Annotated in this window: 25 protein-coding genes; 7 read left to right on the forward strand and 18 right to left on the reverse strand. The window is 45.5% G+C overall.

Features of this window, described 5'->3' with window-relative positions; all coding sequences use genetic code 11:
- Positions 1–5: 5 nt before the first annotated feature.
- The 4 genes from WKU26_RS01290 to WKU26_RS01305 are packed head-to-tail and all read right to left on the reverse strand — an operon-like array spanning position 6 to position 3,570.
- The gene (locus WKU26_RS01290) at positions 6–536 is read right to left on the reverse strand and encodes a cyclophilin-like fold protein (RefSeq protein WP_340320608.1); all 531 of its coding nucleotides are present in this window, start codon (positions 534–536) and stop codon (positions 6–8) included.
- Between the two features lie 26 nt (positions 537–562).
- A complete protein-coding gene (locus tag WKU26_RS01295) occupies positions 563–1,981 on the reverse strand; it encodes an MATE family efflux transporter (protein ID WP_340320609.1) in 1,419 nt (472 codons plus the stop codon).
- Between the two features lie 7 nt (positions 1,982–1,988).
- Positions 1,989–2,552, reverse strand: a complete 564-nt coding sequence (locus WKU26_RS01300; protein WP_340320610.1) for a sugar O-acetyltransferase — start codon at positions 2,550–2,552, stop codon at positions 1,989–1,991.
- A 7-nt stretch (positions 2,553–2,559) separates the two neighbouring features.
- Positions 2,560–3,570, reverse strand: a complete 1,011-nt coding sequence (locus WKU26_RS01305) for an alpha/beta hydrolase (protein WP_340320682.1) — start codon at positions 3,568–3,570, stop codon at positions 2,560–2,562.
- Positions 3,571–3,860: 290 nt separating this feature from the next.
- On the opposite strand from WKU26_RS01305, the gene WKU26_RS01310 reads away from it, so the two are divergent.
- Positions 3,861–4,784, forward strand: a complete 924-nt coding sequence (locus WKU26_RS01310) for a helix-turn-helix domain-containing protein (protein WP_340320611.1) — start codon at positions 3,861–3,863, stop codon at positions 4,782–4,784.
- Positions 4,785–4,857: 73 nt separating this feature from the next.
- On the opposite strand, the gene WKU26_RS01315 is transcribed toward WKU26_RS01310, so the two are convergent.
- On the reverse strand, positions 4,858–5,637 hold the full coding sequence (locus WKU26_RS01315; RefSeq protein ID WP_445323199.1) for a carboxymuconolactone decarboxylase family protein: 780 nt from the start codon (positions 5,635–5,637) through the stop codon (positions 4,858–4,860).
- Between the two features lie 464 nt (positions 5,638–6,101).
- Between WKU26_RS01315 and WKU26_RS01320 the strand changes: the two genes are divergently transcribed.
- On the forward strand, positions 6,102–7,127 hold the full coding sequence (locus tag WKU26_RS01320; RefSeq protein ID WP_340320613.1) for a threonine aldolase family protein: 1,026 nt from the start codon (positions 6,102–6,104) through the stop codon (positions 7,125–7,127).
- A gap of 83 nt (positions 7,128–7,210) precedes the next feature.
- On the opposite strand, the gene WKU26_RS01325 is transcribed toward WKU26_RS01320, so the two are convergent.
- Complete coding sequence (locus tag WKU26_RS01325; protein WP_340320614.1) at positions 7,211–7,768, reverse strand: hypothetical protein; 558 nt, start codon at positions 7,766–7,768, stop codon at positions 7,211–7,213.
- Complete coding sequence (locus tag WKU26_RS01330) at positions 7,765–8,364, reverse strand: hypothetical protein (RefSeq protein WP_340320615.1); 600 nt, start codon at positions 8,362–8,364, stop codon at positions 7,765–7,767. Before WKU26_RS01330 ends, WKU26_RS01325 begins: the two co-directional genes overlap by 4 nt.
- Before the next feature lie 247 nt (positions 8,365–8,611).
- Here WKU26_RS01330 and WKU26_RS01335 point away from each other — a divergent pair, with 247 nt between their 5' ends.
- The 3 genes from WKU26_RS01335 (at position 8,612) to WKU26_RS01345 (ending at position 11,173) form a co-directional block, all read left to right on the forward strand.
- Complete coding sequence (locus WKU26_RS01335) at positions 8,612–9,745, forward strand: sensor histidine kinase (RefSeq protein ID WP_340320683.1); 1,134 nt, start codon at positions 8,612–8,614, stop codon at positions 9,743–9,745.
- Positions 9,742–10,452, forward strand: a complete 711-nt coding sequence (locus WKU26_RS01340) for a LytR/AlgR family response regulator transcription factor (RefSeq protein WP_340320616.1) — start codon at positions 9,742–9,744, stop codon at positions 10,450–10,452. The genes WKU26_RS01335 and WKU26_RS01340 overlap by 4 nt, the downstream gene beginning before the upstream one ends.
- Before the next feature lie 64 nt (positions 10,453–10,516).
- Positions 10,517–11,173 carry a DUF1847 domain-containing protein gene (locus WKU26_RS01345; RefSeq protein WP_340320617.1) on the forward strand — a complete coding sequence of 219 codons (657 nt, stop codon included), beginning with the start codon at positions 10,517–10,519 and terminating at the stop codon, positions 11,171–11,173.
- Between the two features lie 24 nt (positions 11,174–11,197).
- Here WKU26_RS01345 and WKU26_RS01350 read toward each other — a convergent pair whose 3' ends face one another.
- From WKU26_RS01350 to WKU26_RS01365, 4 genes are all read right to left on the reverse strand, one after another.
- Positions 11,198–11,854 (reverse strand): heterodisulfide reductase-related iron-sulfur binding cluster, encoded by a 657-nt coding sequence (locus WKU26_RS01350; protein ID WP_340320618.1) that lies wholly within the window; start codon positions 11,852–11,854, stop codon positions 11,198–11,200.
- A gap of 20 nt (positions 11,855–11,874) precedes the next feature.
- Positions 11,875–12,813, reverse strand: coding sequence for an endonuclease/exonuclease/phosphatase family protein (locus tag WKU26_RS01355; protein ID WP_340320619.1), 939 nt, complete (start codon positions 12,811–12,813; stop codon positions 11,875–11,877).
- Positions 12,814–12,851: 38 nt separating this feature from the next.
- Positions 12,852–13,412 (reverse strand): flavin reductase family protein, encoded by a 561-nt coding sequence (locus WKU26_RS01360; protein ID WP_340320620.1) that lies wholly within the window; start codon positions 13,410–13,412, stop codon positions 12,852–12,854.
- A 191-nt stretch (positions 13,413–13,603) separates the two neighbouring features.
- Positions 13,604–14,644 (reverse strand): alcohol dehydrogenase, encoded by a 1,041-nt coding sequence (locus tag WKU26_RS01365; protein WP_340320621.1) that lies wholly within the window; start codon positions 14,642–14,644, stop codon positions 13,604–13,606.
- A 294-nt stretch (positions 14,645–14,938) separates the two neighbouring features.
- Here WKU26_RS01365 and WKU26_RS01370 point away from each other — a divergent pair, with 294 nt between their 5' ends.
- Positions 14,939–15,529: a hypothetical protein gene (locus WKU26_RS01370; RefSeq protein ID WP_340320622.1), complete on the forward strand. Its 591-nt coding sequence runs from the start codon at positions 14,939–14,941 to the stop codon at positions 15,527–15,529.
- A 39-nt stretch (positions 15,530–15,568) separates the two neighbouring features.
- Here WKU26_RS01370 and WKU26_RS01375 read toward each other — a convergent pair whose 3' ends face one another.
- From WKU26_RS01375 to miaA, 7 genes are all read right to left on the reverse strand, one after another.
- Positions 15,569–18,961, reverse strand: coding sequence for an ATP-binding protein (locus WKU26_RS01375; RefSeq protein WP_340320623.1), 3,393 nt, complete (start codon positions 18,959–18,961; stop codon positions 15,569–15,571).
- Positions 18,945–19,523, reverse strand: coding sequence for a DUF4194 domain-containing protein (locus WKU26_RS01380; protein ID WP_269876264.1), 579 nt, complete (start codon positions 19,521–19,523; stop codon positions 18,945–18,947). Before WKU26_RS01380 ends, WKU26_RS01375 begins: the two co-directional genes overlap by 17 nt.
- Positions 19,520–20,983, reverse strand: coding sequence for a DUF3375 family protein (locus tag WKU26_RS01385; protein ID WP_178267258.1), 1,464 nt, complete (start codon positions 20,981–20,983; stop codon positions 19,520–19,522). The genes WKU26_RS01380 and WKU26_RS01385 overlap by 4 nt, the downstream gene beginning before the upstream one ends.
- Positions 20,984–21,172: 189 nt before the next feature.
- Positions 21,173–21,922, reverse strand: coding sequence for a class I SAM-dependent methyltransferase (locus WKU26_RS01390; RefSeq protein WP_340320624.1), 750 nt, complete (start codon positions 21,920–21,922; stop codon positions 21,173–21,175).
- Positions 21,923–22,020: 98 nt separating this feature from the next.
- Positions 22,021–22,815: a 3-deoxy-8-phosphooctulonate synthase gene (gene kdsA / locus WKU26_RS01395; RefSeq protein WP_340320684.1), complete on the reverse strand. Its 795-nt coding sequence runs from the start codon at positions 22,813–22,815 to the stop codon at positions 22,021–22,023.
- A 16-nt stretch (positions 22,816–22,831) separates the two neighbouring features.
- A complete protein-coding gene (locus WKU26_RS01400; protein ID WP_340320625.1) occupies positions 22,832–23,764 on the reverse strand; it encodes a diacylglycerol/lipid kinase family protein in 933 nt (310 codons plus the stop codon).
- 12 nt (positions 23,765–23,776) lie between these two features.
- Entirely contained in the window at positions 23,777–24,694 is a 918-nt protein-coding gene (miaA, locus tag WKU26_RS01405; RefSeq protein ID WP_340320626.1) for a tRNA (adenosine(37)-N6)-dimethylallyltransferase MiaA, read from the reverse strand.
- 203 nt (positions 24,695–24,897) lie between these two features.
- Here miaA and WKU26_RS01410 point away from each other — a divergent pair, with 203 nt between their 5' ends.
- Positions 24,898–25,794: a DUF4858 domain-containing protein gene (locus WKU26_RS01410; protein ID WP_269876261.1), complete on the forward strand. Its 897-nt coding sequence runs from the start codon at positions 24,898–24,900 to the stop codon at positions 25,792–25,794.
- Positions 25,795–25,913: the final 119 nt, after the last annotated feature.

Here is a 25,913-nt window from a genome sequence, read left to right on the forward strand (position 1 = left end):
GCCATTTAATTGTTTTTCAACTCAAAAGTTACTTCTACATCGTTATATCCTACCGCCGTTTCCAATCCTTCTGCCTGATCTATTTTCCCTAAACGGGTATAGGAATAAGGAGAAGAAAGACGATCGTAAAATAAAACAACCGTATTGCTTCCCCACAAAAGTAAATCACCTGCATAAATGGTACCCGGGCGATAGGAATCTACCGGCAACGAGTAGGGCAAGGTGTAATATTTCTCATTACCGTTCATTTCGGTCATCGTAACCGTCATAGGAAGACGGGATACAAAGGCGCGTGCCGTTTCATTGTCTTCCAGGGTAGCAGAGAAAACCTTCTCTCCTATCCGAATCTGTATCGTTCTGTTCATTTTATCTTCTTCATTATTGGGATTATTATAATCTTCATTCCCTTCTCCACTTTCTGAAGGAGGTACCGGTTGTTTTTCTTCCATATACCCCCTCTCATCGGGGCTGCACGACATCATACCAATCATGGCCACAAAAAGCAAAGTCCACATACAGTTCCATCCTGTCTTCATGTGTAAAATAGTTTTACAAATTACATTTATTTATTTTTTATCCACCGGTTACCACAGAGCCGGCATAAGAAAATACCTCCCCGGAAACAGAGCTCCACACACATCGCAATCCATACTCCCTTCAGCCCCATCAACGGAGCAAGCAGAGCGGCCAACGAAAGACGTACGGCCCAAATACTAAAGAAGTTCATCAGGCAGGGAACAAGTGTATCGGCAACTCCTACAAACACACCATAAGATACAATAGAAGCGGCAAACATGGGTTCTGCAAAGGCTTCAATGCGAAGTGCCATGACTCCTAATTCGCGGACTTCGGGTACGGGAGTCATGAGTCCGATAATGTGGGGAGCCCATACATACATGGCTACTCCCATTATCCCCATAACCGCCATTCCCAATCCTACCGTAATGAAAGCAAACCGACGTGTCAAAGCGAACCGTCCGGCTCCATAGCTCTGCCCTGCCAATGTGGTAGCGGCATCAGCTATCCCATAACCAGGCATATAACAAAGGCTCTCGGCGGTTATGGCAAACGAGTTGGCGGCAATGGCAAAGATACCCAGCGGAGCAACTATGACGGTAGTCATTATTTGGGCTCCGCAAATCACGATATGCTCCAGCCCCATGGGCAACCCGATGTGGAGTGCTTTCCTTATGACTTCCATTTTAGGAAGAAAGCTTCCACTCTCCGACGTAAGGCGTAACACCGAAGAACGGACAAAAAGATACCATCCCATATATCCCGTAGCAAATGTTTCGGCTAAGGCTGTACCCAATGCTGCTCCTGCTACACCCAGATCGGCACCCGGAACAAACACAGATACCGTACCTATCTGTATCTCCCTCGAAGGAAATATCAGAAAGAAGTTCAATATGATATCGGCCACACACATCCACACTCCGGTCTGGCTGGGTACACGCATATTACCACTACACCGGAGCATTCCTCCTGCCAGAAAATTCATCTGAAGTACCGGCAAAAAAAGAGAAAAGACAAGAAAATAAAGTGATGCATCGTGCCGTATCGACTCCTCTCCTCCGAGCCATCGGGGAAGTACTCCACTTAAAGCAATTCCAACAAGGGCTAAAAGAATGGAAAAAAAGAGTGCAGCTCCTATGCCTTGCCTCAATACGGCACGGGCCTCTTTCAAATTGCCGCTTCCTATCTGATGAGCAACTTGTACAGAGAAGGCCATACCCATGGCTGTACAAAGTCCCCAGAATAGCCAGGTAGTAGTAGAGACTAATCCGATAGAGGCAGAAGCACCGGCACCCAGACTTCCCACCATCGCGGCATCAATATATTGCATCAGGATATAGGATAACTGGGCTACGATGGCAGGAATACTCAACCTTACTACCAAACGAATCTGTCCGGATCGGGTGATCGCTTTCCCCTCACGTATCAACGCAAGAAGTTCTTCGGTCTTTTCGGTTCCTTTCATTCGTTCATCAGTCTACAGACCGCACTACCTTTGCCGGCACTCCTGCCACCACCGTTCGGGGAGGTACATCTTTCGTCACCACGGCACCGGCCGCTACAATGGCACCCTCGCCTATAGTTACCCCTTGAAGAATAGTGGCATTCGAGCCAATCCATACATTCTTTTCTACCACAATAGGAGCCGGAAACATAGCGGCGCGGTACTCGGGACGGAAATCGTGGTTCAGTGTGGCAAATACCACATTATGCCCCACCAGGCAACCATCGCCCAGTGTTACCCCGCCATGATCCTGGAAATGACATCCGGCATTCACAAACACATTCCGGCCTACACGGATATTCTTTCCGAAATCGGTATAAAACGGAGGAAACACGCGGAACGTATCGTCTACGGGATGTCCCGTGAGCTGGGAGAATAATACACGGAGCTCCTCCTGCGTATGGTAAGTGTAGTTCATCTGGCAGGTAATACGGCGTGCCTCGTCGTTCATTTCATCCATCAGCCGGTAAATCTCGGGAGTGTCGAGCGGACGGCGTGCCTTGACATGTTGCAAAAAATTGTCGAGTGTCATCTTATAATTATTTTAAATGTTCACGATAAAAAGCCGTTATCTCTCCGAAAGGAATCTTTTCCAGATTATCGTACAAATCGGTATGGCTGGCACCGGGCACGATAAGCAAGCGCTTATTCGCTCCTTTCAGCTTCTTGAAAGCATCTTCGCCAAAGTAGCGTGAGTGGGCCTTTTCTCCATGCACCACAAGTACAGCACTCTGAATCTCGTCGCTATACATCAGGATAGGCATATTGAGGAAAGAAAGCGAAGAGGTTTTGTTCCATCCGCCGTTCGAGTTGAGCGAGCGGGCATGATAGCCACGCGGAGTCTTGTAATAAGCGTAATAATCTTTTACAAATTGAGGAGCATCATCGGGCAGAGGATCGATTACACCTCCGGCCAGGGCATAGGTTCCGCTTCTGTAATCTTCCGTACGCTGGGCATTCAATTGTTTCCGAAGTTCCTGACGTGCATCGGCATCCATCGCATCGAAATACCCCCGGGCCGTTACCCGCGTCATGTCGTACATGGTAGAAGCCACCGTAGCTTTGATACGGGTATCGATAGCCGCCGCATTAAGAGCAAAACCTCCCCATCCGCAGATGCCCAGAATACCGATTCTCTCTGCATCGGCTTCGGGACAGGTAGAAAGATAGTCTACCGCCGCACAAAAGTCTTCTGTATTGATGTCGGGCGAAGCTACATAGCGGGGTTCACCTCCACTCTCGCCGGTAAACGAGGGATCGAAGGCAAGCGTGAGAAAGCCCTGTTCTGCCAGCGTCTGCGCATAGAGTCCGCTACATTGTTCTTTTACCGCTCCGAAAGGACCACTCACGGCAATGGCAGGCAATTTCCCTTCTGCCTGCTTCGGAATATACAGGTCGGCGGCCAGCGTAATGCCGTAGCGATTATGAAAGGTTACCTTTCTATGATCTACACGGTTGCTTTTCGGGAATGTCTTATCCCATTCTTCTGTAAGAGTCAGTTTTTGTTCCATCATACTATCTTTATTTAATCCGTTTGTCTGGGCACACATTTTTGTGGTTCCCCACAGGCACAGTACAGCTACCATGCCCCATTTTTTCCATCCCTGTTTCATACTATAATCTGTTTTTGGTTCGGATACAAAGTTCCGAAGAAGAAGAAGAAGAAACTATACCTCGTTTACGGATTGTATTACCCAAATTACAGAAGGCTACTTACAATGACTCCCAACATTGATAAAAACGTTTCCGTATGTATTATAAACCGTAATATGGGTAGGGAGAGTTCGGAAGAGAATCGCTAACTTTGCAAATAAAGAACGAATAAAAAAGATTTCATGCCATGAACACAAGTGACATCATCAACCTGAAAAGTATAGACCAATACAACCGTTTGTACGGACTGGAAACGCTACATCCGCTTGTGGCCGTAGTCGACTTAAAAAACGCAACTACATATCCTACTCATTTTACTCTAAACTATGGCGTATATGCCTTGTTTCTGAAACAAACCCGTTGTGGCGATTTACGTTACGGACGCCAGCCGTACGACTATCAGGAGGGTACCGTAACGAGCTTTGCTCCCGGACAAGTAGTGGAAGTGAAAATGGAAGAAGGAACACGCCCGTTGGCCCAGGGACTGCTTTTTCATCCCGATCTGATTCAGGGTACTTCACTGGGCAGGGAAATCAAACGGTATTCATTCTTTTCTTATGCCTCGAACGAAGCGCTCCACCTTTCGGACGAAGAAAAACAGATTTATCTGGATTGCCTGTCCAACATACAAGCAGAGCTCCAACATCCTATCGACAAACATAGCCGCCGACTCATTGTGCGCAACATCGAACTGCTTCTGGACTATTGCATGCGTTTCTATGAACGCCAGTTCATTACCCGTGCTACGGCCAACAAAGATGTGCTGACAAAATTCGAAGAAGAACTTGACTGGTATTTCCAAAGCCAATTGCCACAAGAGCAAGGACTCCCTACGGTAAAATATTTTGCCGACCGTGCTTGTCTCTCTCCCAATTATTTCGGTGATCTGGTAAAAAAAGAAACCGGACGTACCGCACAGGAATATATTCAGGATAAACTGATCAATATTGCCAAAGAAGAAATCTTGTCTCAAACACGAAATGTAAGTGAAATAGCCTATCGCCTGGGCTTTCAGTATCCCCAGCACTTTACACGGATTTTCAAGAAACGGGTAGGATGTACACCGGGAGAATATCGTAACGGAAGTTTCAATATCACCAGTATAACATAATGAGCAGACTAAGAAAACACGAAACGGCATTCTCTTCCTCTTGACCGGAAAGCTGCTTCGTGTTTTACCGTTTTTACCTTTGTTGTTCTATTTCTTCGTAGTCGGTATCGCTCACTGGCTCCAACCACTCATTGGAGGTTTCTTCTCCGGGCACTTCAATAGCCAGATGGGCAAACCAGCCGTCTTTTGTGGCTCCATGCCAGTGTTTTACTCCCACAGGGATATTGACCACATCACCCGGTTGAAGCAGACGAGCCTCTTTCCCCCACTCCTGATACCATCCGTTTCCGGCTATGCAAATAAGAATCTGTCCACCTCCTTTTGCGGCATGATGAATATGCCAGTTATTACGGCATCCCGGCTCAAAAGAAACATTGTATATTCCTACTTGTGTGGTAGACAAAGGAGCCAAATAGCTCTGTCCGATAAAATAACGTGCAAAGGCATCATTGGGTGCACCAAGCGGGAAAAGCATTTCCTGCTCGAAAGCTTCTTTCGAATCTGAAGGCTCTTTTTCTTCTTTCCAGACTTCTTTAGCCTGGCGGAAAGCCGCCCATGCCTTGGGCCATCCGGCATAAAATCCAATCTGAGTCAATATTTCGGCTATCTCGGTACGGGTGATACCATTCTTCTTGGCCGTCTGAAGATGATAAGTAAGTGAAGAATCTGTAATACCCGAACTGATCAAAGCCGTCAGGGTGACCATACTCCGGTCGCGTAAGCCAAGTTTATCGGTCCGGCTCCATACTTCTCCAAAGAGTACATCATCGTTCAGTTCTGCAAACTTAGGCGCAAAATCGCCCAGTTGTTCTCTGCCGGCGGTCTGCCGGACTTGAGTCTGTGCTTTTACCATATTGAATGAAATAAATGTAATGAATATCAGTAAACTTGTTCTCATAATGATTTGCCTTTTATTTGCTGGTCTACTTTCTTTTTTTCAAAAGTAGTGACTTTCCATCTGCATCGATATACCCGCAACACGGATAAAACTACCTTTTTTACTTGTATTTTTTTTGAGTTAGGAGACAAGGTGTGAGTTTGCTCTTGCCCGTGACAAACGTGACAAATGACAATATAAGTTTTTGAGTTTTTAAGTTTGTGAGTTTAGGTTCTCAGTTCTTGAGTTTGATTTTGAGTTGATTGATTACACTCCCAAAACTTACAAACTAAAAACTAAAACCTACCAACTCAAAAACTAAAAAACTAAAAAACTTAAAATCAAACTTTTTCCTACTTTTGCATAAACCTAAAAACTCAAACCTAAAAACTCAAACCCACAAACTCAAAAACTTAAAAACTTAAAAACTTAAAACTCAAATGATACATTTCGACACAGACTATATGGCAGGAGCACATCCGGAAGTGATGAAGCGCCTGGTAGAAACCAATCTGGAGCAGACTACCGGATACGGAAGTGATGCGTATACGCAACGGGCGAAAGAAAAGATACGTGAGGCTTGTGCACAAAACGAAGCCGCGGTATATTTTCTGGTAGGAGGCACACAGACCAACGCTACCGTAATAGACGGCTTACTCAGACATCACGAAGGAGTACTGGCTACGGAAACGGCACACATCAACGTACACGAGTCGGGTGCCATCGAAGCTACAGGGCACAAGGTCATTACCCTGCCTTCGCACGACGGGAAAATAAAAGCAGAGGAAGTAGATAAATACATCACGGATTTTTATCGTGACGAGACCTACGAACACATGGTGGCTCCGGGAATGGTGTATATTTCACATCCTACCGAACTGGGCACACTCTATACCCTCGACGAACTGGAAGCTTTGGGCCAAGTATGCCGCAAGGCACAGATACCGCTCTATATGGACGGAGCACGACTGGGATACGGACTGGCGGCCGAAAATACCGATGTAACGCTTAAGGATATTGCCCGGCTTTGCGATGTGTTCTACATCGGAGGAACAAAAGTGGGTGCACTTTTCGGCGAAGCGGTGGTAGCTCCTCGTGCGCAACGTCTTCCGCACTTCTTCCCCCTGGTGAAACAACACGGAGCCTTATTGGCAAAAGGCCGTCTGCTGGGTATCCAGTTTGAAACGCTCTTTACAGACGGGCTTTACGAACGCATCGGAGCACATGCCGTACGCCTTGCCCTGAAGTTGAAAAAGGCTTTCGTGGAAAAGGGATACAAACTTCCTATCGACTCGCCTACCAACCAGCAGTTCGTCTGCTTACCCAACGAAGAGATGGACCGGCTTTTGTCTCACGCGACCTTCGAACTATGGGGACCGCGTGGAGAAACGGAAACGATGGTACGCTTCGTTACGAGCTGGGCTACACGCGAAGAGGATGTCGATGCCTTTATACGCTTACTATAACCTCTCCAAATAGCAATGCCCGCCGGAAAGGAACCGACTTCCTCCTCCAGCGGGCTGCTATACACAGAACATATTCATGCGAATCAATTTCCACTCACCTGATAGCAATCTTCTTCCGTGCTTTCCGGTTCTGCCTCTTCAATTTTAAATTTATATACAGTGACACCAATACCATATTTTATTTCATCGTCACTGAGTATCATCGATCCGCCGCTTTGGATACACATTCTCACCCCCATGCCGTCGTTGGCCGTCAGGAGGTAAGTGCCAGTATGCTTTTGCGCATTGACCGTATACCACAAGCCGTTCTGTCCATATTGCACTTCCACATAACTTCCTTCTGTATCATAATCCCACGAAATAAGATATTTGTCAGTACTTCCCCGATGAAATGTAAACACACAAGCCGACTCATCGTAAGCTACGTACGGAAGTGAAGTCACTTCTTCGGCATAAAAATTGAGAGGGATACGACTTACAGAGTCGGTCGACCAGATATTAGCAATTGAATATTCGGTATAAGTCTCTCCCAAATGTTTCTTGCCCATAGGATAATACTCTATTTCTTCTTCGCTACACGATACCAGACACAGAGCCACTATAGCTCCTATGCCCCATCCTTTCTTCCAGTTCATTTTCATTCGCAACAGGTTTCAGAAGAATCGGGGTGAAAGGAAGGTCGTTCATCTTCGCCCGGATGGAAGCCGGAAGGCTTCTTCCCCTTTACAGGCGGCTCGGGTTTCAGAGTGAGCCATATATCATATTGTTCATCGGTAAGAATCTTACGCATCTTTTTCGTTCTCTTCTTTATCCGTTCGGCTTCTTTTTCCGCCCGTTCTTCATCGCCGGCCGGAGGAGGCATCGGAGGGCGTTCTCCCTTGAATCCTTCCCTAAAGCCACCAGGGTGTCCGCTTCCGGCAGGAGGATATCCTCCTCCCATCGGAGGTAATGGACACTCTGTTCGCATAGACATATATCCTATCTCCTGCTCCAACCTATCTCTCTCTTCTTTTAATAGGAGTTTATAAATTTTCTTATACTGCTTTTTACTAAGATGCAACACTTTATCCAACTCGTCTACCCGTTTGCGGGCGGCCTTTTCCGGATTGGGAATTTCTTTAAAGGATGTTTCCTGCTTCTGAGGTTCATCGTAACGTACATCGCCCGCAGAATACCCGGGAATACTCATCCACATTACCCCACACAAAGCCCATATGGTTCGCTTCATCATTCTCATATTCTGTCTATTTTGTTTGAGGGCAAATGTAAAAAGGAGAAAAACAATCCGAAAATAGAATCAGTAAACGCCTCTATTCTATCGGCCAATGCTGAATATCATCAGACTTAATCCGGTAAAAGCGTTTTTTTTATAAAACTGAAAATAAAAGTGGTTGGTCTGTAAAATCAGCCCATTGGCCGATTTTAGTTGCAACACCGCTCATTGTATTTCTATTTTTGTTTCCGAAAAACAATTGTATGTCATGATGAAAAGCCAACACAAGCATCTTTTATTAGAACAAATTATTTACGCCTTCATATGGATTTTAATTTTAGGAACTCCATTCGTAAACTTTTTACTCAACGAGAAGACCTTTCATCCCAATGAATTATGGAAGGAAGTATCGGGCGTATGGCTCATTATGTGTCCGTTCTTCCTGTTATTTCTCATTCACAATTATTTATTAATTCCCCGTCTTCTTCTGAAGAAATATTACATGGGATACATTGTATCACTCGTTTTTACAATCGGGTTCTTGTTTGTTGTTTTACCGGAAGGCTTCAAAGTATTCTCTCCTAATCCCGACATCCAAGAGCACAATATATCCTTGAAGAAATCAGCTCCTCAAATCCGCTCTTATTGTGATTATCCCCCTCCACTTACCCACAAAAGAAGTGAAATGCATCCGGCTCCACTCATACACCCTCCCTTTCTGCTTATTCACATCATTGTAGCAATTCTGTTGGTGGGATTCAACCTTACGATCCGGTTATTTCTCAAATCACTACATGATGAGGAGATATTAAAAGAGCTCGAGCACCAGCATCTGGAATCGGAGCTCCAGTATCTGAAGTATCAGCTTAATCCGCACTTTTTCATGAATACCTTGAATAATATTCATGCACTGGTAGACATCGACGGAGAAAAAGCAAAGCAGACCATTCTCGAATTGTCGAAGCTGATGCGTTATGTGCTGTACGAAGCCAATAAAAGCCGTATCTCGCTGGAGCGGGAGATTCAGTTTCTCGAAAACTACATCGCCCTGATGCGGTTAAGATATACAGAACAGCTCACTATAAAGACCAATTTTCCGGTGATTGTTCCCGATATCCAGATTCCACCTTTGCTTTTTATCACTTTGTTGGAAAATGCATTCAAGCATGGAGTCAGCTATCAGGAAAGCTCGTATATCGAAGTGAGTATTACCCGTACCGACGAGGGAATTGCCTTTGCATGCCACAATAGCAAGCATACCTGTACAGCCCACGAACATCACGGTATCGGGATAGAGAATATAAAGAAACGCTTGCATCTGCTTTATGGAAACAATTATACGTTTACCCTTACGGAAGATGCATCCTCGTATCATGTTTTACTTATCATACCTCCACTATCATGAAATGTCTGATTATCGACGATGAGCCTTTGGCTCTTACCCAACTGGAAGGATACATCGACCGTATTCCTTTTCTTACCCGAACGGCTTCCTGCCGGAATGCCATCCAGGCTTCGGAAGTACTGGCGCATTCACAGGTAGATCTTATTTTTGCCGATATCAATATGCCCGATATGAATGGAGTGGACTTTATACGTTCGCTGGTTCATCCGCCTATGGTGATTTTTACTACGGCTTATACCGAATATGCCATCGAAGGTTTCCGCCTCAATGCCATCGACTATCTGACCAAACCGTTCGGATTTGCCGAGTGTCTGAAAGCAGCCGAAAAGGCACGCAAAATCTATGAGATGAACCATAACTCGCCTAAAGAAGAAGAGGAAGGGCAAACTTTATTCGTGAAAAGCGAATACAAGATGGTGCGCATAGAGAAAGAAAAAATTCTGTATATAGAAGGAATGAGCGAGTATGTATGTATCTATCTGGAAGACCGCCCCAAACCGGTCATCACTCTGAACAGCTTACAAAAACTTTCTTCATTGCTGCCCTCGCATTTTATGAGGGTACACCGGTCGTACATCGTAAATCTGAAAAAGATAAGGGAGATTTCACGCTTCCGCATTTTGTTCGGCAAAGACGTGTACATACCGGTAAGCGAAAACTACAGGGAACAGTTTATGGAGTATATCCATAGTCAAGGTTTATTCTGACGGCCAAAGGCTTTTTCTCGGAAAATGCGTATCTTTGCCATACCGAAACCATTTATAACGCTTTATGGAAAAAGAACACGAAACGCATACCTGTGTAGATTGCGGTACACAGAATTGTAAATATAAAGACCGTACGTATCCGGATTTCTGCCCTACTACAAACCTGAAGGAGGAAGACCGCCAATGGGCACTGGAGCGCTACGAGGAGGGAGATAACCGGCGCATCATGATAGCGAGTGCCGAAGTGGAATACGAAGGATATTGCCAATGGACGCGCGTGCAGGAAATCATGGAGTTTGCCCGCAAAATAGGTGCCCGCCGTATCGGAATTGCCAATTGCATCGGCCTGATAAACGAGGCACGCATCTTTGCACGGATTCTGAGAGCAAACGGCTTTGAGGCGTACTCGGTGATATGCAAAGTGGCCGGACAAGCCAAATCGTCGGTAGGAATTCCTGCCAAGTGCGAAGAAATTGGAGCCGCCATGTGCAATCCTATCCTCCAGGCACGTCTGCTCAACGAAGCGAAGACGGAGCTGAATGTAGTCATCGGTCTGTGTGTAGGCCACGATAGCTTGTTTTACAAGTACTCCGATGCATACGTCACCACACTGGTCACCAAAGACCGGGTAACGGGAAACAATCCCGTGGCGGCGCTGTATACGGCTCAATCGTATTACCGGAAGAAGTTCTTCGAGGGGAAAAAGGAAAGCAAAGAATAATATAAAAAAACTTCACCTGCCCCGTTATCTGCAAGTATGTTTACTTTTAAAAAGATTCAGTTTTCTATTCCAGTCATCAATAGTAAAACAATGCATATCTGTTTCCTCATTGAACAATAAATCCAAAATATAACGAGGTTTTTTTCCTCCCACCATCATACTTACAATACACGAAGAACAATAAACTACTACATTCTCGCAAGGCATTTCATTTGCTCTCTTCCGCATTAAATCCTCTACCTTAGAAGTATCTGTCTTACCATAGAGAGTCTGACCACAACATTTGGAATGTGAGCAAGTGGCCTGCGGCTCAACGATACGAATATTCATACGCTCCAGCAATAAACGAATGGTTTGATGAACATCCGGTCTTTTACGGGCATAGCAAGTATCCTGAATACTCATTGTCATACCCCCATAATCCGGAAAAGGAAAATCATTGCTTCGGGCTATATCGGAAAGGAGAAACTCTACCGTATATCCCCGTTTCTCATACACATCCATACAAGCCACACACGGAGTAAGAATCCGGGTATCGGGCGAAATATCAGGTTTTTGAAAACAACAGGTATAAAAAGATTCAGGTCTACCGTATCGGGTTTCAAGAAACTGTATCAGTTTATCAGCTAAATATGGTTTGTACGACATCAGCGCACAACCTGGAACATAAAAATTATTCATATTATTACCTTCTTTCTGTTTTATTTCAAGTGCTCTGTTTTTTTATACAATAAATCTACTCCTACCGGATAATGGTCTGAAAGAAAATCATTATCTTCTCCATTATATACAAAAGCATCCACCACGCCCGAAACAAGTGTTGGAGTAACAAAAATATAGTCCAATCGTTCTCCTATCCGTTTACGGACCGTATCTTTTCTGGAAAGATACATTAAAACAGGAGTCGGAAAAGAGACTCTTTCGGAAACATCGGTAAACTTTTGACAAACATCTATAAGAGGGTATGAAAGGAAACGGGATATAACAGAATAGTCAAAATGCCCGTCTAATAAATTAGGACTGTCCTTACCACCATGTTTCATCAATAAATCGGTTGAAGTCATCTCCATATAATCCGCATCAAACGGAGAATGAGCGTTCATATCTCCCATCAGCAGACAGGTATCCAATTGGTGTGCTTTGATGTACGTCGTGATTGTCTCAGCCTCCAACCTACGCTGATTGGCATTATGGGGATTCAAATGTGTCACCAGCACATCAAACCCATATGTCTTTACATGAAGCAAACCATGTCCGCAATTTTCCAGCATCTTTTTTTTCACATCAATCGGTTTCTTCGAAGTAATCCCTACCGGATAACCATTTTCCTTTACAATCACGGCATACGGATGCCCCCATTGTTTTGCCAAAGCAGACAAACTTTCTTGTGTAAAGCCACACAATTCTTGCAAGGCCAGAATTTCCGGATCTTGTTGCCTGATCCAACCTACAAACCGATTCTGACGGTCGATATCTTTTCCCCAGTCAAATCCATTAAATATATTATAAGAAATAATCCGCACCTTCTCGTATCCCGATTCCCAATGACGTTCATATTTCTCATTCAACACATTCTGAGCTCTTAAAAAAGAAGAGCTAAATATCATAATATAAATAATAGAAAACAAAAATTTTCCCATAGCTGCTGTATTTTTAAAACTATACCTGATAATGGAATTTACTTCAGTGCACGTCCGTCGGAAAAAGCCTTTCCTACTTTCCCACCCATTGCCCGATAGTCGTGACGGATGGGATCGTACAGAATAGGATTGAGCTTTGCTACATCAATCTTTCCGTCCTCGCTCAGGATATGCTCGTCGGCCGAGATGTTCACGATACGTCCTACCAGATAGCAGGTTTCCGCATCGTACGATACCAGCTCACACTCCAGTGTCATAGGCAATTCTTCGATAACCGGAGCATGGACAAACTCCGACTTCACTACATGAAAGCCCGCCTTTGCCAATTTATCCGGCTCGTCGTTGCCCGAAACGATACCCACATAGTCGCATGCCACATGCTGCTCTACGGTGCCCATACTCACGGTAAATGCTTTTGTAGAGAGAATATTCTGTGTGGTTTTATGCTCTTCGGCCAGGCAGATTCCTACCATATTGTCTGTATGAATTCCTCCCCATGCCGCGTTCATGGCATTGGGTTTTCCTTCTGCATCGTATGCCGCTACGATAAATACCGGCATCGGATACAACCATGTTTTTGTTCCAAAATTCTTTCTCATATTCTTTGTCTTTATCGAATGAACGGGTTTATTTGTTTTTTTCAGAAGTCTGGTCTACAAAGATGAGCTTCGAGGTATCGTATCCCCGGCGCGCTATCTTGTCTGTCCACTCACGAAGCACCGCTTCGGCAAGCCCCCAAACTTATACACATGCACAAGAACATCAATAACTTTTTCATCGCATTTCCTCCTTATTCAGGTTCTTCTATTGCAATCTTAATCACTCCATCCAGCCGGTTCTCAAAGATACGGTATGCCTCTTCTATTTTCCCGAGCGGAAAACGGTGAGTGATGAGAGGAGTCGTATCAATCTCTCCTCCGGCTATGAGACGAAGTATCTCGTCGCAATCGCATCCGTCTACCCCACCGGTCTTGAACGTCAGATTCTTGCCATACATCTCCGGCAAAGGAAGTATCTGAGGGGCATCGTAAAGTGCTACCACGGTCACAATGGCATTGGGACGGGCACACTCCCAGGCCAGACGGAAGGTATCATCGGTTCCGGCAACTTCCATCACCACATCGGCTCCTCCATGGGCACTGTGCGCCAGTACCGCTTCTTTGCACTCGTCGGGATGTACCACCCATACGTCGGGATAATGCTCGCGCACGAAGCGGGCACGTTCTTCCGATTTTTCGCATACGATGATGCGGCGCGGATGCTTCCATCTCACACACAAAAGGGTACAGATGCCCGTAGGACCAGCTCCAATAATCAGCACCGTATCGTCGGGGGTGATTTCCGAAATACGGGTTGCCCAGAAGCCTGTAGCCAGAATATCGCCTACGAACAAAGCCTGCTCGTCGGTCACACCATCAGGAATACGGCTCAGTCCCTGATTGGCATGAGGAACCCGCACGTATTCGGCCTGTCCTCCGTCGATACGGCATCCCAACGCCCATCCTCCGTCGGGGTCTTCACAATTGTTGACATAGCCGTGCCGGCAAAAGAAACACTCTCCGCAAAACGTCTCTACGTTGACCGCTACCCGGTCGCCCGGTTTTACCGAAGTGACTTCCTCGCCTACCTGCTCTACTACTCCCACCATTTCATGGCCTACGGTAATACCGGGTACAGCCCGGGGTACGCTACCATGCTTGATGTGCAAATCGCTGGTACAAATACTGCTCAGCGTGACGCGTACCAGTGCATCGTGCGAAGTTTCTATACAAGGAACCGGTTTCTCACGCAACTCGAAACGGCCTTTTTCTACATAAGTATACGCTAACATAAGCTATTTCTGTTTTTCAAGATTCTGCCTTCTATCCTCATAGGCATCCTCCCACAAAGATAAAAGATTCCCCGATTCGGCCGATAAAAATTACCTGATATTTTACCTTTCTTCCTTCTATTCCGCGAAGAGCCGACACTCTTTCTGCAATCTGCCGAGAAAGTCTCCGCCATCGGAAGAAATCTATATCCGACGTCGTCGTACGTAAAAACAACGTCGATGTTTAGAGAGCCGGCGACGTGGGCCATACAGACTACGACGACGATTGTAGTATCGTGTTAGAGCCGGATTTCCATGAAATACTATCTTTGCAAAAGAAATAATATTCAAACAGACATGAACCATTCCGACCTTCTGAAAAGACTAAGCGAAAGAATACACGAAAACGATATCCGGGAAATAATATCTCTGCTCTCGCTCCAGGAAAACGAGAGTGGAATACATGCACTATACACATGGGTCTATCATACCGACCTCCGTGTATCGGCCAATGCCGCATGGATACTTACCCATCTTGATGCCTGCCATACCCCATGGCTTTACTCCAGACAAAAGGAACTGATAGAGGAAGCCATGCAGACTACAAATACCGGGAAACGCCGTTTGATACTAACGATTCTGCTCGAACAACCTTTTGATAAAGAGGAAATAAACGGTACTTTCCTCGAGTTTTGCTTGAAGCATATGATTTCAGTACAGGAATCTACCGGAGTAAAAGCACTCTGCATGAAACTGGCCTATCAGCAATGCGTTCATTTCCCGGAATTGCTGGAGGAACTACGCATGCATCTGGAGGTCATGGAACCGGATCTTTTGTCGCCCGGCTTAAAGGTGGCAAGAAAAAAAATACTGAACCACATCAGCCGGAGCGCCAGGCACTCCTGACCGAATGGTTCAGTATCGTTCTATCGGGTAAGTAGTACATCAGAAGAGCCTGTCCGGATTCTTCTCTGCCTGCCATTGTTCTATCGACATGCTATAAAGCCATGAAGTCTTCTCCTCCTTACGCTCTACAAAGTACACAAACGAGATATCGTTTTCTACGATATGAATGTTGTCGTTCGGCGTTACCACCAGAAGCTGGAGATGAAGCTGCTTGCACAAGTTTATCAGATAGCGTGCCTTGTCTTCGTCCTGCGCCTTGAAAGCCTCATCGATGGCAATAAAGCGGAAGGAATTTTCCTGCATTCCACTTTTGGTAAGCCCGAACTGATAAGCGATGGCAGAACCCAATATGGTATAAGTGAGCTGTGCCTTCTCTCCTCCCGAGAGGTGCCCCATGTTTTCGTAAGTAGTTTCCTTGAGCTTGGTTTCGCGGTTGAACTCCTCTGCCTTGTACGAGAACCAGGAACGGACATCCATCACCCTCTTGCGCCAATCCTCGTCTTCCAAACGCGACATCAAGGGCTCTATATGGTCGCGGAAATGAATCTTCCGTCCGTCTACCGTAGCATTCATCTGCTGGATATTGGGCATAGCCTCATCCATAAGCTTACGGAACTCGCGCGCCTCCTCGTGAGCCCGACTTTGTGCCACAAGCTGGATATAAGTGACCGGACGCGAACGGTAATCAATGCCCTGCAACGATTCGTTGAGCATCTTGATGTTCTCGTCGATGGCATCTTTCCAGTGCATGAAAAACATACGGAACTCGCCCACCTTGTCTATCAGTGTCTTTTGCAGGTAGTTGTCGAATTGCTTTTCGTACTTGGGCAAGTTCTCCTTCTGAAGACGTGCCAGCAAGTGCCGGTATTCCTCTATCAGCTCGATGTGTTCGGCTTCGGGCAAAGCGTCTACATCCGAGCGCCAGTCCTTGAACTTCTCCGTAATGTACTCCGACGGATACTTGAAGGTGCGTATGTGGTTCTTAGCCTCATCTTCGAACTCCCGTTTTCCGTTGGCCAGCTTCCCTCTCTCGCGGTCGTTGCGGTTCATGAACGAGGTATACTCCTGCTTCAGCTTTTCGTAGGTACAATCCTTCAAGTCTTTGTAAGCCTGTTCGAAGTCGGTAAGCATCATCGAGCGGAGCGAAGCAATACGCTTCTGTGCCTCCTCTATATCGGTCTGAGTCTCCTCTATCTTCCGTTCTACACCGAAAATCTGCTTCAGTTTATGGGCTATATCTTCCTTGGATATCTTCTGGAGCGCATTTTTCACCTCTTCCAATTGCTTCTGTAAAGCCTGGATGGTGTTGTTGTTCTGTTCCAGTTCGGTCTTGTTGGCCTGTTTCTCCTGAAGACGAAGCGCATACTCTTTCCAGTCGAGTGCATCGTAGTCGGCAAAAGCATCGACCAGCTTCTTGCTCAAATCGTAGATATATTGCACTTTCTGACGCTCGGCACCGATGGTATTCATCCGCGAAAGGAGTTCGATGTCTTTCTCCTGGAGTTTTTTCACCTCGTGCTGAAGAAGCGCAATCTTCTCCTGATTATCCCAACCCAGAATGTAATTCTCCTTACGGGCAACGTGTGCACGGTCGTCTTTCTCATGTCTCTCGTGCGAGAACTTCACCAGTCCTTCGCGCGTCACCGCCTTCTCGGTATAGCGTTCGAATTCCTCCAACGAGTCTACGCAGGAATAATTATACTTTTCGAAGATGGTATCGCGAATCCAGTCTTCGTACACGGAGTCGGAACGTATTTCTATCTTGTCTAAAACCCGGTTTTCTGTGTCCGCAAACGTATCGATACCCGCCAGCGAATTATATGTACGATAGCGGTAATACGTGATACGTCCGTTCAGATTGGTTTCATTGATAAACTGGTTTACCTCATGGTAATACTCTTCGGGAACGAGCAGATGCAAGGCAAAATGATGAAGAATTTTTTCGATGGCACCTTCCCATTCCAGATGGTCTTCGGCTACCCGAATCAGCTCGCCGATGAAAGGAATTTCCTTTTTCGTAGCTCCCGTATGTGCCAGAATCAAGTCGCGTATTTCCGATTCGCGCACAGGGATGTTGTTCTTGTTCTTCTTCAAAGCCTCGATGGTAGCCAGATGGCTTTCTATCTCAGCTCCGATGGCATTGCGTTCGTTTTCCAGCGACACGGCCTCGCGGATATGGTTTTCTATCTCGCCGGAGAGTTGTTCAAGGCGTTTTTCCGTCTCCTCACGTTGCTTCCGGAACGTATCTTTCTCGGGGTTGGCCGCGAGCGACAATTGGGAAGCCACCTCGTTGTACTCGTCCATCTTGCGCATACGTTCGTCGCGAAGTTCTCCCAGGTGAAGAATTTCCTGCTCCATCTCCTTTACCTTGCGTCCCACCTCGTCGTTTTCAATGGAAAGAGCCAGCGTACGTTCTTCCGCTTTCAGACGCTCTTCCTCCTGACGGAGCTTATCTTCTTCCTTGTGCAAGAGTTTCTTTTCCTTCTGAGCCTGGTCGATACGCGCTTCACCCAGTTCGATGGTTTTCCGCGCAAACCAGTATTCAGCCGTTTCCCGATCTACTCCAAGTTGCTTGATACGGTCTGTAGCCTCCTGTATCTTTCCCGCCAGCTCGGCAATAGGGGTAAGCATGGCAATCTGCTCGCGTGCCTTCTCGATGTTGGTCTTGGCATCCATGAGCGTCTTGAAGCTATCTTTCAGCATGATGTATTGCGACTCGGCATTCTGCTCTTCGAGCATATTGGTACGGATAAAGTCGTCCAGATCGTCGAGCACCTTTACACCCACAATCTGGTTGAACAATCCCAGCGCCTTGACGGAGCGCATTCCGAAAAGCTGAGTCATACGTTCGGCATAGCCCACCGGTCCTTCGAAAAACTCCACCATATTCCGGCTTCCCTTGTATGCACTCTCCAGACGGCGACGCCATACTCCCTTGCCGTCGAAAGGCTGGAAGTCGCGCTTAATCTCAAGAGCACAATGTGCCAGTCCGAAGGTACGGCGCAATTCTCCACCGGAAAACCATCGTACCTGGAAAATCGTCACTACACGCTGCTCCGTATTGGTAAACGTAGCAAGCAGCACGGAGTAAGCCGACTGGTCGCGCAGGGCCTGTGTAGTGGCACCCTTCTCTCCCTCGCGCTGGATGTTTCCATAATGCCCCAGCACGTAGGTTTCCTCCGTACGGTTTCCTTTCTTCTCTACCCCCGACGACTGGTTGTAAAAACGGTCTTTCTTGGCCGGCACCATGAGGGTGAGCAAGGCATCGATAATGGTACTCTTTCCCGAAGCGTTGGCTCCGGTAAGCAGGGCATTGTTTCCCTGGGGTTCCATGCGGAAAATCTTCTCGTGAAAGGTTCCCCAGTTGTATATCTCCATATATTGCAAACGGAATCCCGATGCATCGGAACCGGTACTAAACAGACTCAACATATTCCTGAAGTTTATTCTTAAAATCCTGTAGTTTATCCAATGTTACTTTCTCCTTGATAATGCGGTGTATCTGATACGTATCTACATTATCGCGCTTGATGACCTTGAGATAGCCCAGACTCACGATACGGTTGATGTACGAATCGATTTCGTTGAGCAACTTTACACGGTTGAAGCGTTCGGGAAGGAACATTTCGATGCGTTCCTTCAGCTCGTCGGCACTCACAAAGCGCTCTGTAGCGTAAAGCTCGTCGATGTTACTATCGAACTCCTCCAGCATCTGACGCAGGATAATGAGAATCACCGATACTTCGAAGCCCAGCTGCTGGCGGGCAATGAGTCCGATGGTCTTTCCCTCGTCGTCTACTATCTGCTTGATATAAGCAAAACCTTCGTCGCGCTTGATGATGAGTTCCAGTCCGATGTGCGACAGGTATTTCTGAATCTCCGTCTGATAGTTCAGGATATTCTCCCACAAAGCCTTATCGGTACACTCCACCGGTCCTTTCAGCAATCGTACCACCACGCGGCCGTAGGGAGCTATAATTGTATCTAAGTTCATCGTAATATAATAATTTCGGGTATGACAATTGATTTCTGTTGTTCCGCATTGAAAAGGATGGTCTGCGTACGCTCCGGATGAATATGATGACGGAACTTCCGTACCACACTGATGTATCCGAATAGTTCGGACAAGCCTTTCTCCAGTCCTCCGTTTTCTTCGATTACCTCCGGCAGGGAGATTTGCTTACGGCGCTTCAGTGCACCGGCAATCCTCAACCGGAGCACCTCGCGGTCTATCGTACGGTTTGCAAACAGGCTTTCGGCATGTTGTGCTTCGGCTATATCTCCTTCGGCTACCTCCAGCACCTTGTCGTAGGTTATCTCCACAGCTTTTTCCAGAGTAAGTTTCCGTTCGATAGGAAGTGCAATCTCCGGCTCGGTCTCCAGTTCGATGGAAATATCCGGCCTTATGTTCTTTGCGGCCAGTTGCAACAAGAGTGCCTGAATATCCTGAGTCACTCTTTGGGAAGCCATAATCTGCGATTTTCCACTCTCACAAATAATACGGCTCAGCTTTTCGGCCATCTTGTCGTTGGCCTGATACACCTTCTTCCCGCTATTGTACAGGTATCCCTTCATATTGCGCAGGAACAAGTCTTCCTGGCGGATTTGTTTCGAATCAATCGAACTGTACAAATCGTTTACCATCTCATCCCACTTCTCCTGCAAGGAAGGTGTCATAAGAAACTCCCAAAAGGCATAGAAACTCTTTCCTTGCGAACTATGCTGGAGATTCTCGAGTGCATCGAAGGTAAAACCAAGAATCTCTCCTTTCGACACATCTCCTTCGGCATGTTTCTGGTAAATGGATTTGGTAATGGCCTTGAAGTTATCTTCCACCTCCTTAAAGTCGGACAACAACTCCTTTGCCGTCTGGGTAATGTAGCGGAAACGGGGCAAAACCTGATACTCTTCGTACACCACGGCACTCTCTCCGGCCTGGATACTCTGAATCTGATGTTCGATTTCCATCTTCTTCTGTTCCAGCATACGGATTCGTTCCGAGGCATCTTCGTTGGTAAATTCCACCAGTTCCTTGATCTGCCCGAAGAGGTTCATGAATTTCGACTCTGTACCTACAAACTCTTCCCGCTTCAGACTGATAAGCCAGTCGATGGCTTTGCTGGTATACGAGGACAGTTCATAGAACACTTCTCCACTCTCCTCCTGATAATTGCGCAGAAAGCCTTTGTCGGTCCATCGCTGGATATATTTGTATGCTTTTTCCTCATACGAATCGAATACGGAAATATCGTTTTCTTCGTCGTTCTCCAGATTGGCCGAAGTAAGATAGTCTACCAGATTGCGGCGTAACACCTCGTAAGACACCGGCTCGCGGTGACGATAGAAAGTCTTGTAAAGAAATAAAACTATAATCTCCCTGTTTCTTTGCTTGAGAAGCTCCACACTTGGAGAGTTATTCAATATATCGGATAATAAATTTTCTTCTGACACCATACATTTATTCAAAATGGGGCGTGAAATTAGTGATTTTTTTCATTATGGACAAGCAGAACAGAAGGAAACAAGTAGCTGATACAAACAATAAAAAGTTTATCGGTCTGCAAGGCTTAAAAGAAAAATTGTAGAGTCCGACTTTATAAGCCCAACTCTACAATCTCCTTCGGCAAGTTATAATCTGAATTCTTATAGCTTTTGCGCGATATAAAAGCCATAACTATAATAATCTTTGTATTTCTGATAAAAAGCAACTTCGCTTCTGTCGGTTTCCACAATCTGACGGGCTGCTTCCATATCGCCATACTGGCTCAAAAATCCGGCATGAGAAGCCAGAAGAGGATTGTAGTAATTTTCCAGCCAGCATTCATCGGACAGGATAAAATGTCCCAGAACTTTATATCCTGCATTCTCAAGAATTCTGATTTTCTCTGATACAGGAGCCATTTCGGCATATTCTCCAACCCAAAATTCTTCCAGTTCCGACGGACGCTTACCGGTAAGCCAAGACAACTCGGAAACGGCAAGAATACCGCCTTTCTTCAGAAAGCCTTTCCAATAGTTCACTCCATTTTCAAATCCCATGTTGTACACTGCTCCTTCGGACCAAATCATATCAAACTCCTCTTCTGTAAAAGGCAGACTATCCATCGAAGCAGATAGTGTACGTACCGAAGCAACAACCTCTTCCTTCTCGAAACGTTCTTCAAGTTTTTTCAGAAACTCATCAAACAAGTCGACCGCAACAATTTCTCCTTGAAGAGCTTTGGCCAATGTCAGGGTCTGAGCACCGGTTCCACAACCTATATCTGCTATCTTATATTTCTTCTGCTTATCAACTCCTGCCAAATTCAGTGCAAGGTTTGTAGCCTCCTCACTTCCAGGCCCCTGGCGTTTATTATTCAGATGCAAATGCATCATCAGTTCTATTTCTGTCATTCTTAATCTGTATCTATACATTTATATAAAAAGCGTATGAAAATGGCACATCAATTTCCATACGCTTTTCTTAATTATAATCTCATTACAGGCTTACACTACAAAATGCTCTGGCGTACGCGCACAAGCCGTACCAGCAAATCTTCCAGCAAGTCCAGTTTAAGCATGTTTGCTCCATCGCTTTTTGCCACCGACGGATCTTCGTGTGTTTCCATAAAAAGCCCGTCTACACCAACGGCTACTCCCGCCTTGGCTACGGTTTCGATGAGCTGAGGCATTCCACCGGTCACTCCCGAAGTCTGGTTGGGCTGTTGCAAAGAATGAGTCACATCCAATACTACAGGATGGCCGAAGCTTTGCATTTCCGGAATACCGCGATAGTCTACAATCAAGTCCTGATAACCGAAAGTCGTTCCACGTTCGGTAAGCATCACCTGTGGATTTCCGGCTTCTACAACTTTATCGGCCGCAAACTTCATGGCACCGGGCGAAAGAAACTGACCTTTCTTGATATTTACAATCTTACCGGTCTTGGCAGCAGCTACCAGCAAATCGGTCTGACGGCACAGGAATGCCGGAATCTGAAGTACATCTACATACTCGGCAGCCATAGCAGCCTCATCTGCGGCATGTATATCGGTCACAACGGGGACACCGAATATTTCGCGCACCTTAGCCAGTACCTTCAATGCCTTCTCGTCACCAATACCGGTAAATGAGTCCAAACGCGAACGGTTGGCTTTGCGGTATGAACCCTTGAATACATAAGGAATATTCAACTTATCCGTAATTTTTACAATACGTTCTGCAATGCGCAACGCCATATCTTCACCTTCTATCACACAGGGACCTGCCAATAGAAAGAAATTCTCACTATTCTTTAAATCTGAAATTGTATGTATCATAATCTTAATTAGGAATTATCAATGTCAATGCTTCCGGAGCAATGGTTATATCTATCGGGAAATTACGGTCGAAGACAATTCTTCCATCAAGGCTGATTTCCGCATTCTGGGCCCGTAATATATTCACCTTCCGTGTACGATAAGGTTTCACGGTTTTATGATTCAGCAAACGCCCCTGCTGGAGCATCCACAGACCGGAAATCAGTTCTCTCAACTCCGGACGGTAAACCAGTGAAACATCCAGCCATCCATTATAAGGAACCGCACTTGGTGTCAATCCATATCCTCTTCCGCTACCGATGGCAACAGCCATCAAACGGCCCCGTATGTGCTCTCCGTTTACTTTCAAGTGCATACGGTACAATTTACGCTCGAAGGCAACCAGAAACAAAGAGGCCAGGTAAGAAATCAAAGGTATTCCCCAAAAGCGGCGGGTTTCATTGGTAATACGTACAATACGTGCTCCCAAACCGATATATACCGCATTCAGGAAATAACGAGACACGTGTTTCTCTCCGTCGAACGAACAAAATACACCAACATCCACCTTACGCAAACGGCGGTTAATCAGCACATCTACTGCCCCCTTGTAATCGTCCGAGTCAAGCCCCCAATACTTAGCAAAATCATTTCCTATTCCATTGGGGATGATTCCAAGTGCTATCTGATGCTTGTCTGCAGCATCCGACAACATGATACCATTAACTGCATCGTTCAACGCACCGTCACCACCTACGATGACAATCGTCTGATAACCGTTGTTTGCCAGTGTACGGGCCAGTCTTTCTACCGAACCAAACCCTTCAGACTGTACATAATCAAACTGCACATTTTTGCTTTCCATATAGGCACGAATATCTCTCCAGCGCTTTTGCGCTTTTCTGCTTCCTGCTTTCGGATTATATATCACTCCCCAACGGGTTGGTTCTACTGCCATATTCTATTTGTTTTAATGAGTTGCAACTAACGATAATATCTTGTCTACCTTTTCCTCCATGGGCAAGGTTGCATCAATCCAATGAATGGTGAACCCTCTTCGCTCCATCCCCCGGAACCACGTCATCTGCCGCTTGGCAAACTGATGAATCGCAATCTCAAGCTGATGGTACATTTCCTCATAAGTCAGTTCACCGGTCACGTAAAGAGTCAGATATTTATACTCCAAACCATAGTAAATCAGGTCTTCGGGAGCAATGCCGCTTTCCAATAAAGCCCGCACTTCTTCTATCATTCCCTCATCAAGTCTTTGCTTCAAACGCCGGGAAATCTTTTCACGACGCAGTTCACGGTCAATATCCACTCCGATAATAAGGCTACGGATTTCAGGAAAAGCTCGCTCTTCCACATTCTGATGAAGATAATACTCTTCTATTTCAATAGCCCGAATAGCTCTCTTTACAGTATCTACATCTGTAGAATTATGCAATTTCTTGTAAGTAGCCAATATATCTGTCAACTCTTTCAACGATTTATCGGCCAGTTTTGTTCGGAGTTCGGGATTTTCCGGTACAGGAAGTAACTTGTATCCTTTCAGCACAGACTCAATGTACATCCCGGTACCTCCACACAATATAGGCAACAAGCCCCGTTTCCGCATATCTTCGTAAGCAGAAAGGAAATCACGCTGAAATTCGAATACATTATATTTATATCCTGGTTCGGCTATGTCAATAAGATGATAGGGAACCGGATGCCCGTCTACTACATAGTCGGCAAGATCCTTTCCCGTTCCCAAATCCATACGCCGGTAAATCTGACGACTGTCTCCACTTATAATTTCTGTACCCATACGGGCAGCCAGAGAAGCCGCCAATGGTGTCTTTCCAGAGGCTGTGGGACCAAGTATCGTGATTAAATCGTAATTCATATTTCTTTTTAAGTATTCAATGGACAAAGATAACTTTTTTCTGCACATGCATCACAGATATGCGCAAAAAACTGACTTTTGCATTGAAACAAAAGCATTCTTCCTACCTCACGTTACAAAAGACGAAAGACTTTTAAAAATTTGCAAACCACAGTACATCCTCAATCTATTTTCGTACTTTTGTTTGAAAATGACAACAAGACATGGCAATACACATTATAAATAAAACGAAACGTTACTGGAACATTACATTTTGTTGCATTGGTTCTGTATTGCCTACCACTTTACAAGCACAACAGAAAGAAGAAGAACTCAAGCTCAATATGGATGCGGTGAAAATGATTCAGTTCAATTTCAACCGTGGTACTCAAGAGGTGATAGAACAACCCATTGATGCTCCTCTTGAAAAAAAATGGATGAAGTTCCGTAGTGATTTATCTATGCCACGAAGTTTAACCGACACGACTAAGGTGAAAAAGATAGAATATTACGTACGGCCTGAGCCTTATACAATATGGGTTCGTTTTGGAGAAAACCCCGTTTACGACGTAATACCAAGCCTTAAAAAACAATGGAAAATTCATTGGACACTGAATCCCTTTAAAAATTATCAAGAAGAATATGGGAAAAGCATTAAACCTGGAACCGGGGAAATGTATAGTAGCATCAATACTCCCGCAGGACCGTCGGTTGCGGTTGTCTTCGATGCCGATAAGTTATTATATGAATCGCTGACTAAACGAGGTCGTGCCATCAGACACAACCGTAAGCATGCCAATGCCTGGAAAACTTACAAGGAATACCAGCCTACTGCTGCCGATAGTGCCAAGTTTCCTCATTTTATACCTTTTCTTCCTATATACCAGACACAGGCAGATAGTTTGTCAACCCCTCAACAGGCACAAAAAAATGTAACACCGAACTCACAAAAGCTGCGTACACAGCCAGAAGAAGGGGAATCACGTTTCTCTACCTATATCAAACAACGAATGGCAGAAGATTCTATTCGCCGACAAGAGTTTTTGCGGAAAGACAAGATTAAACACAATGCCTACGAAACAGAAAAGCAAATCCGAAGATTAAAAGAACAACAAGACTGAAGATATACGCAACATTTTATATTTCCAATAAAGCTGACAGGAACTCTCCAAACGACATTATTGCAATCATTACAAATTAATAATATACTTATTTTTAGGTATTGTAAAAATTAACCTAA

It is taken from the genome of Phocaeicola sp. HCN-40430, from assembly GCF_037890285.1.
In the GTDB taxonomy this organism is placed as follows: domain Bacteria; phylum Bacteroidota; class Bacteroidia; order Bacteroidales; family Bacteroidaceae; genus Phocaeicola; species Phocaeicola acetigenes.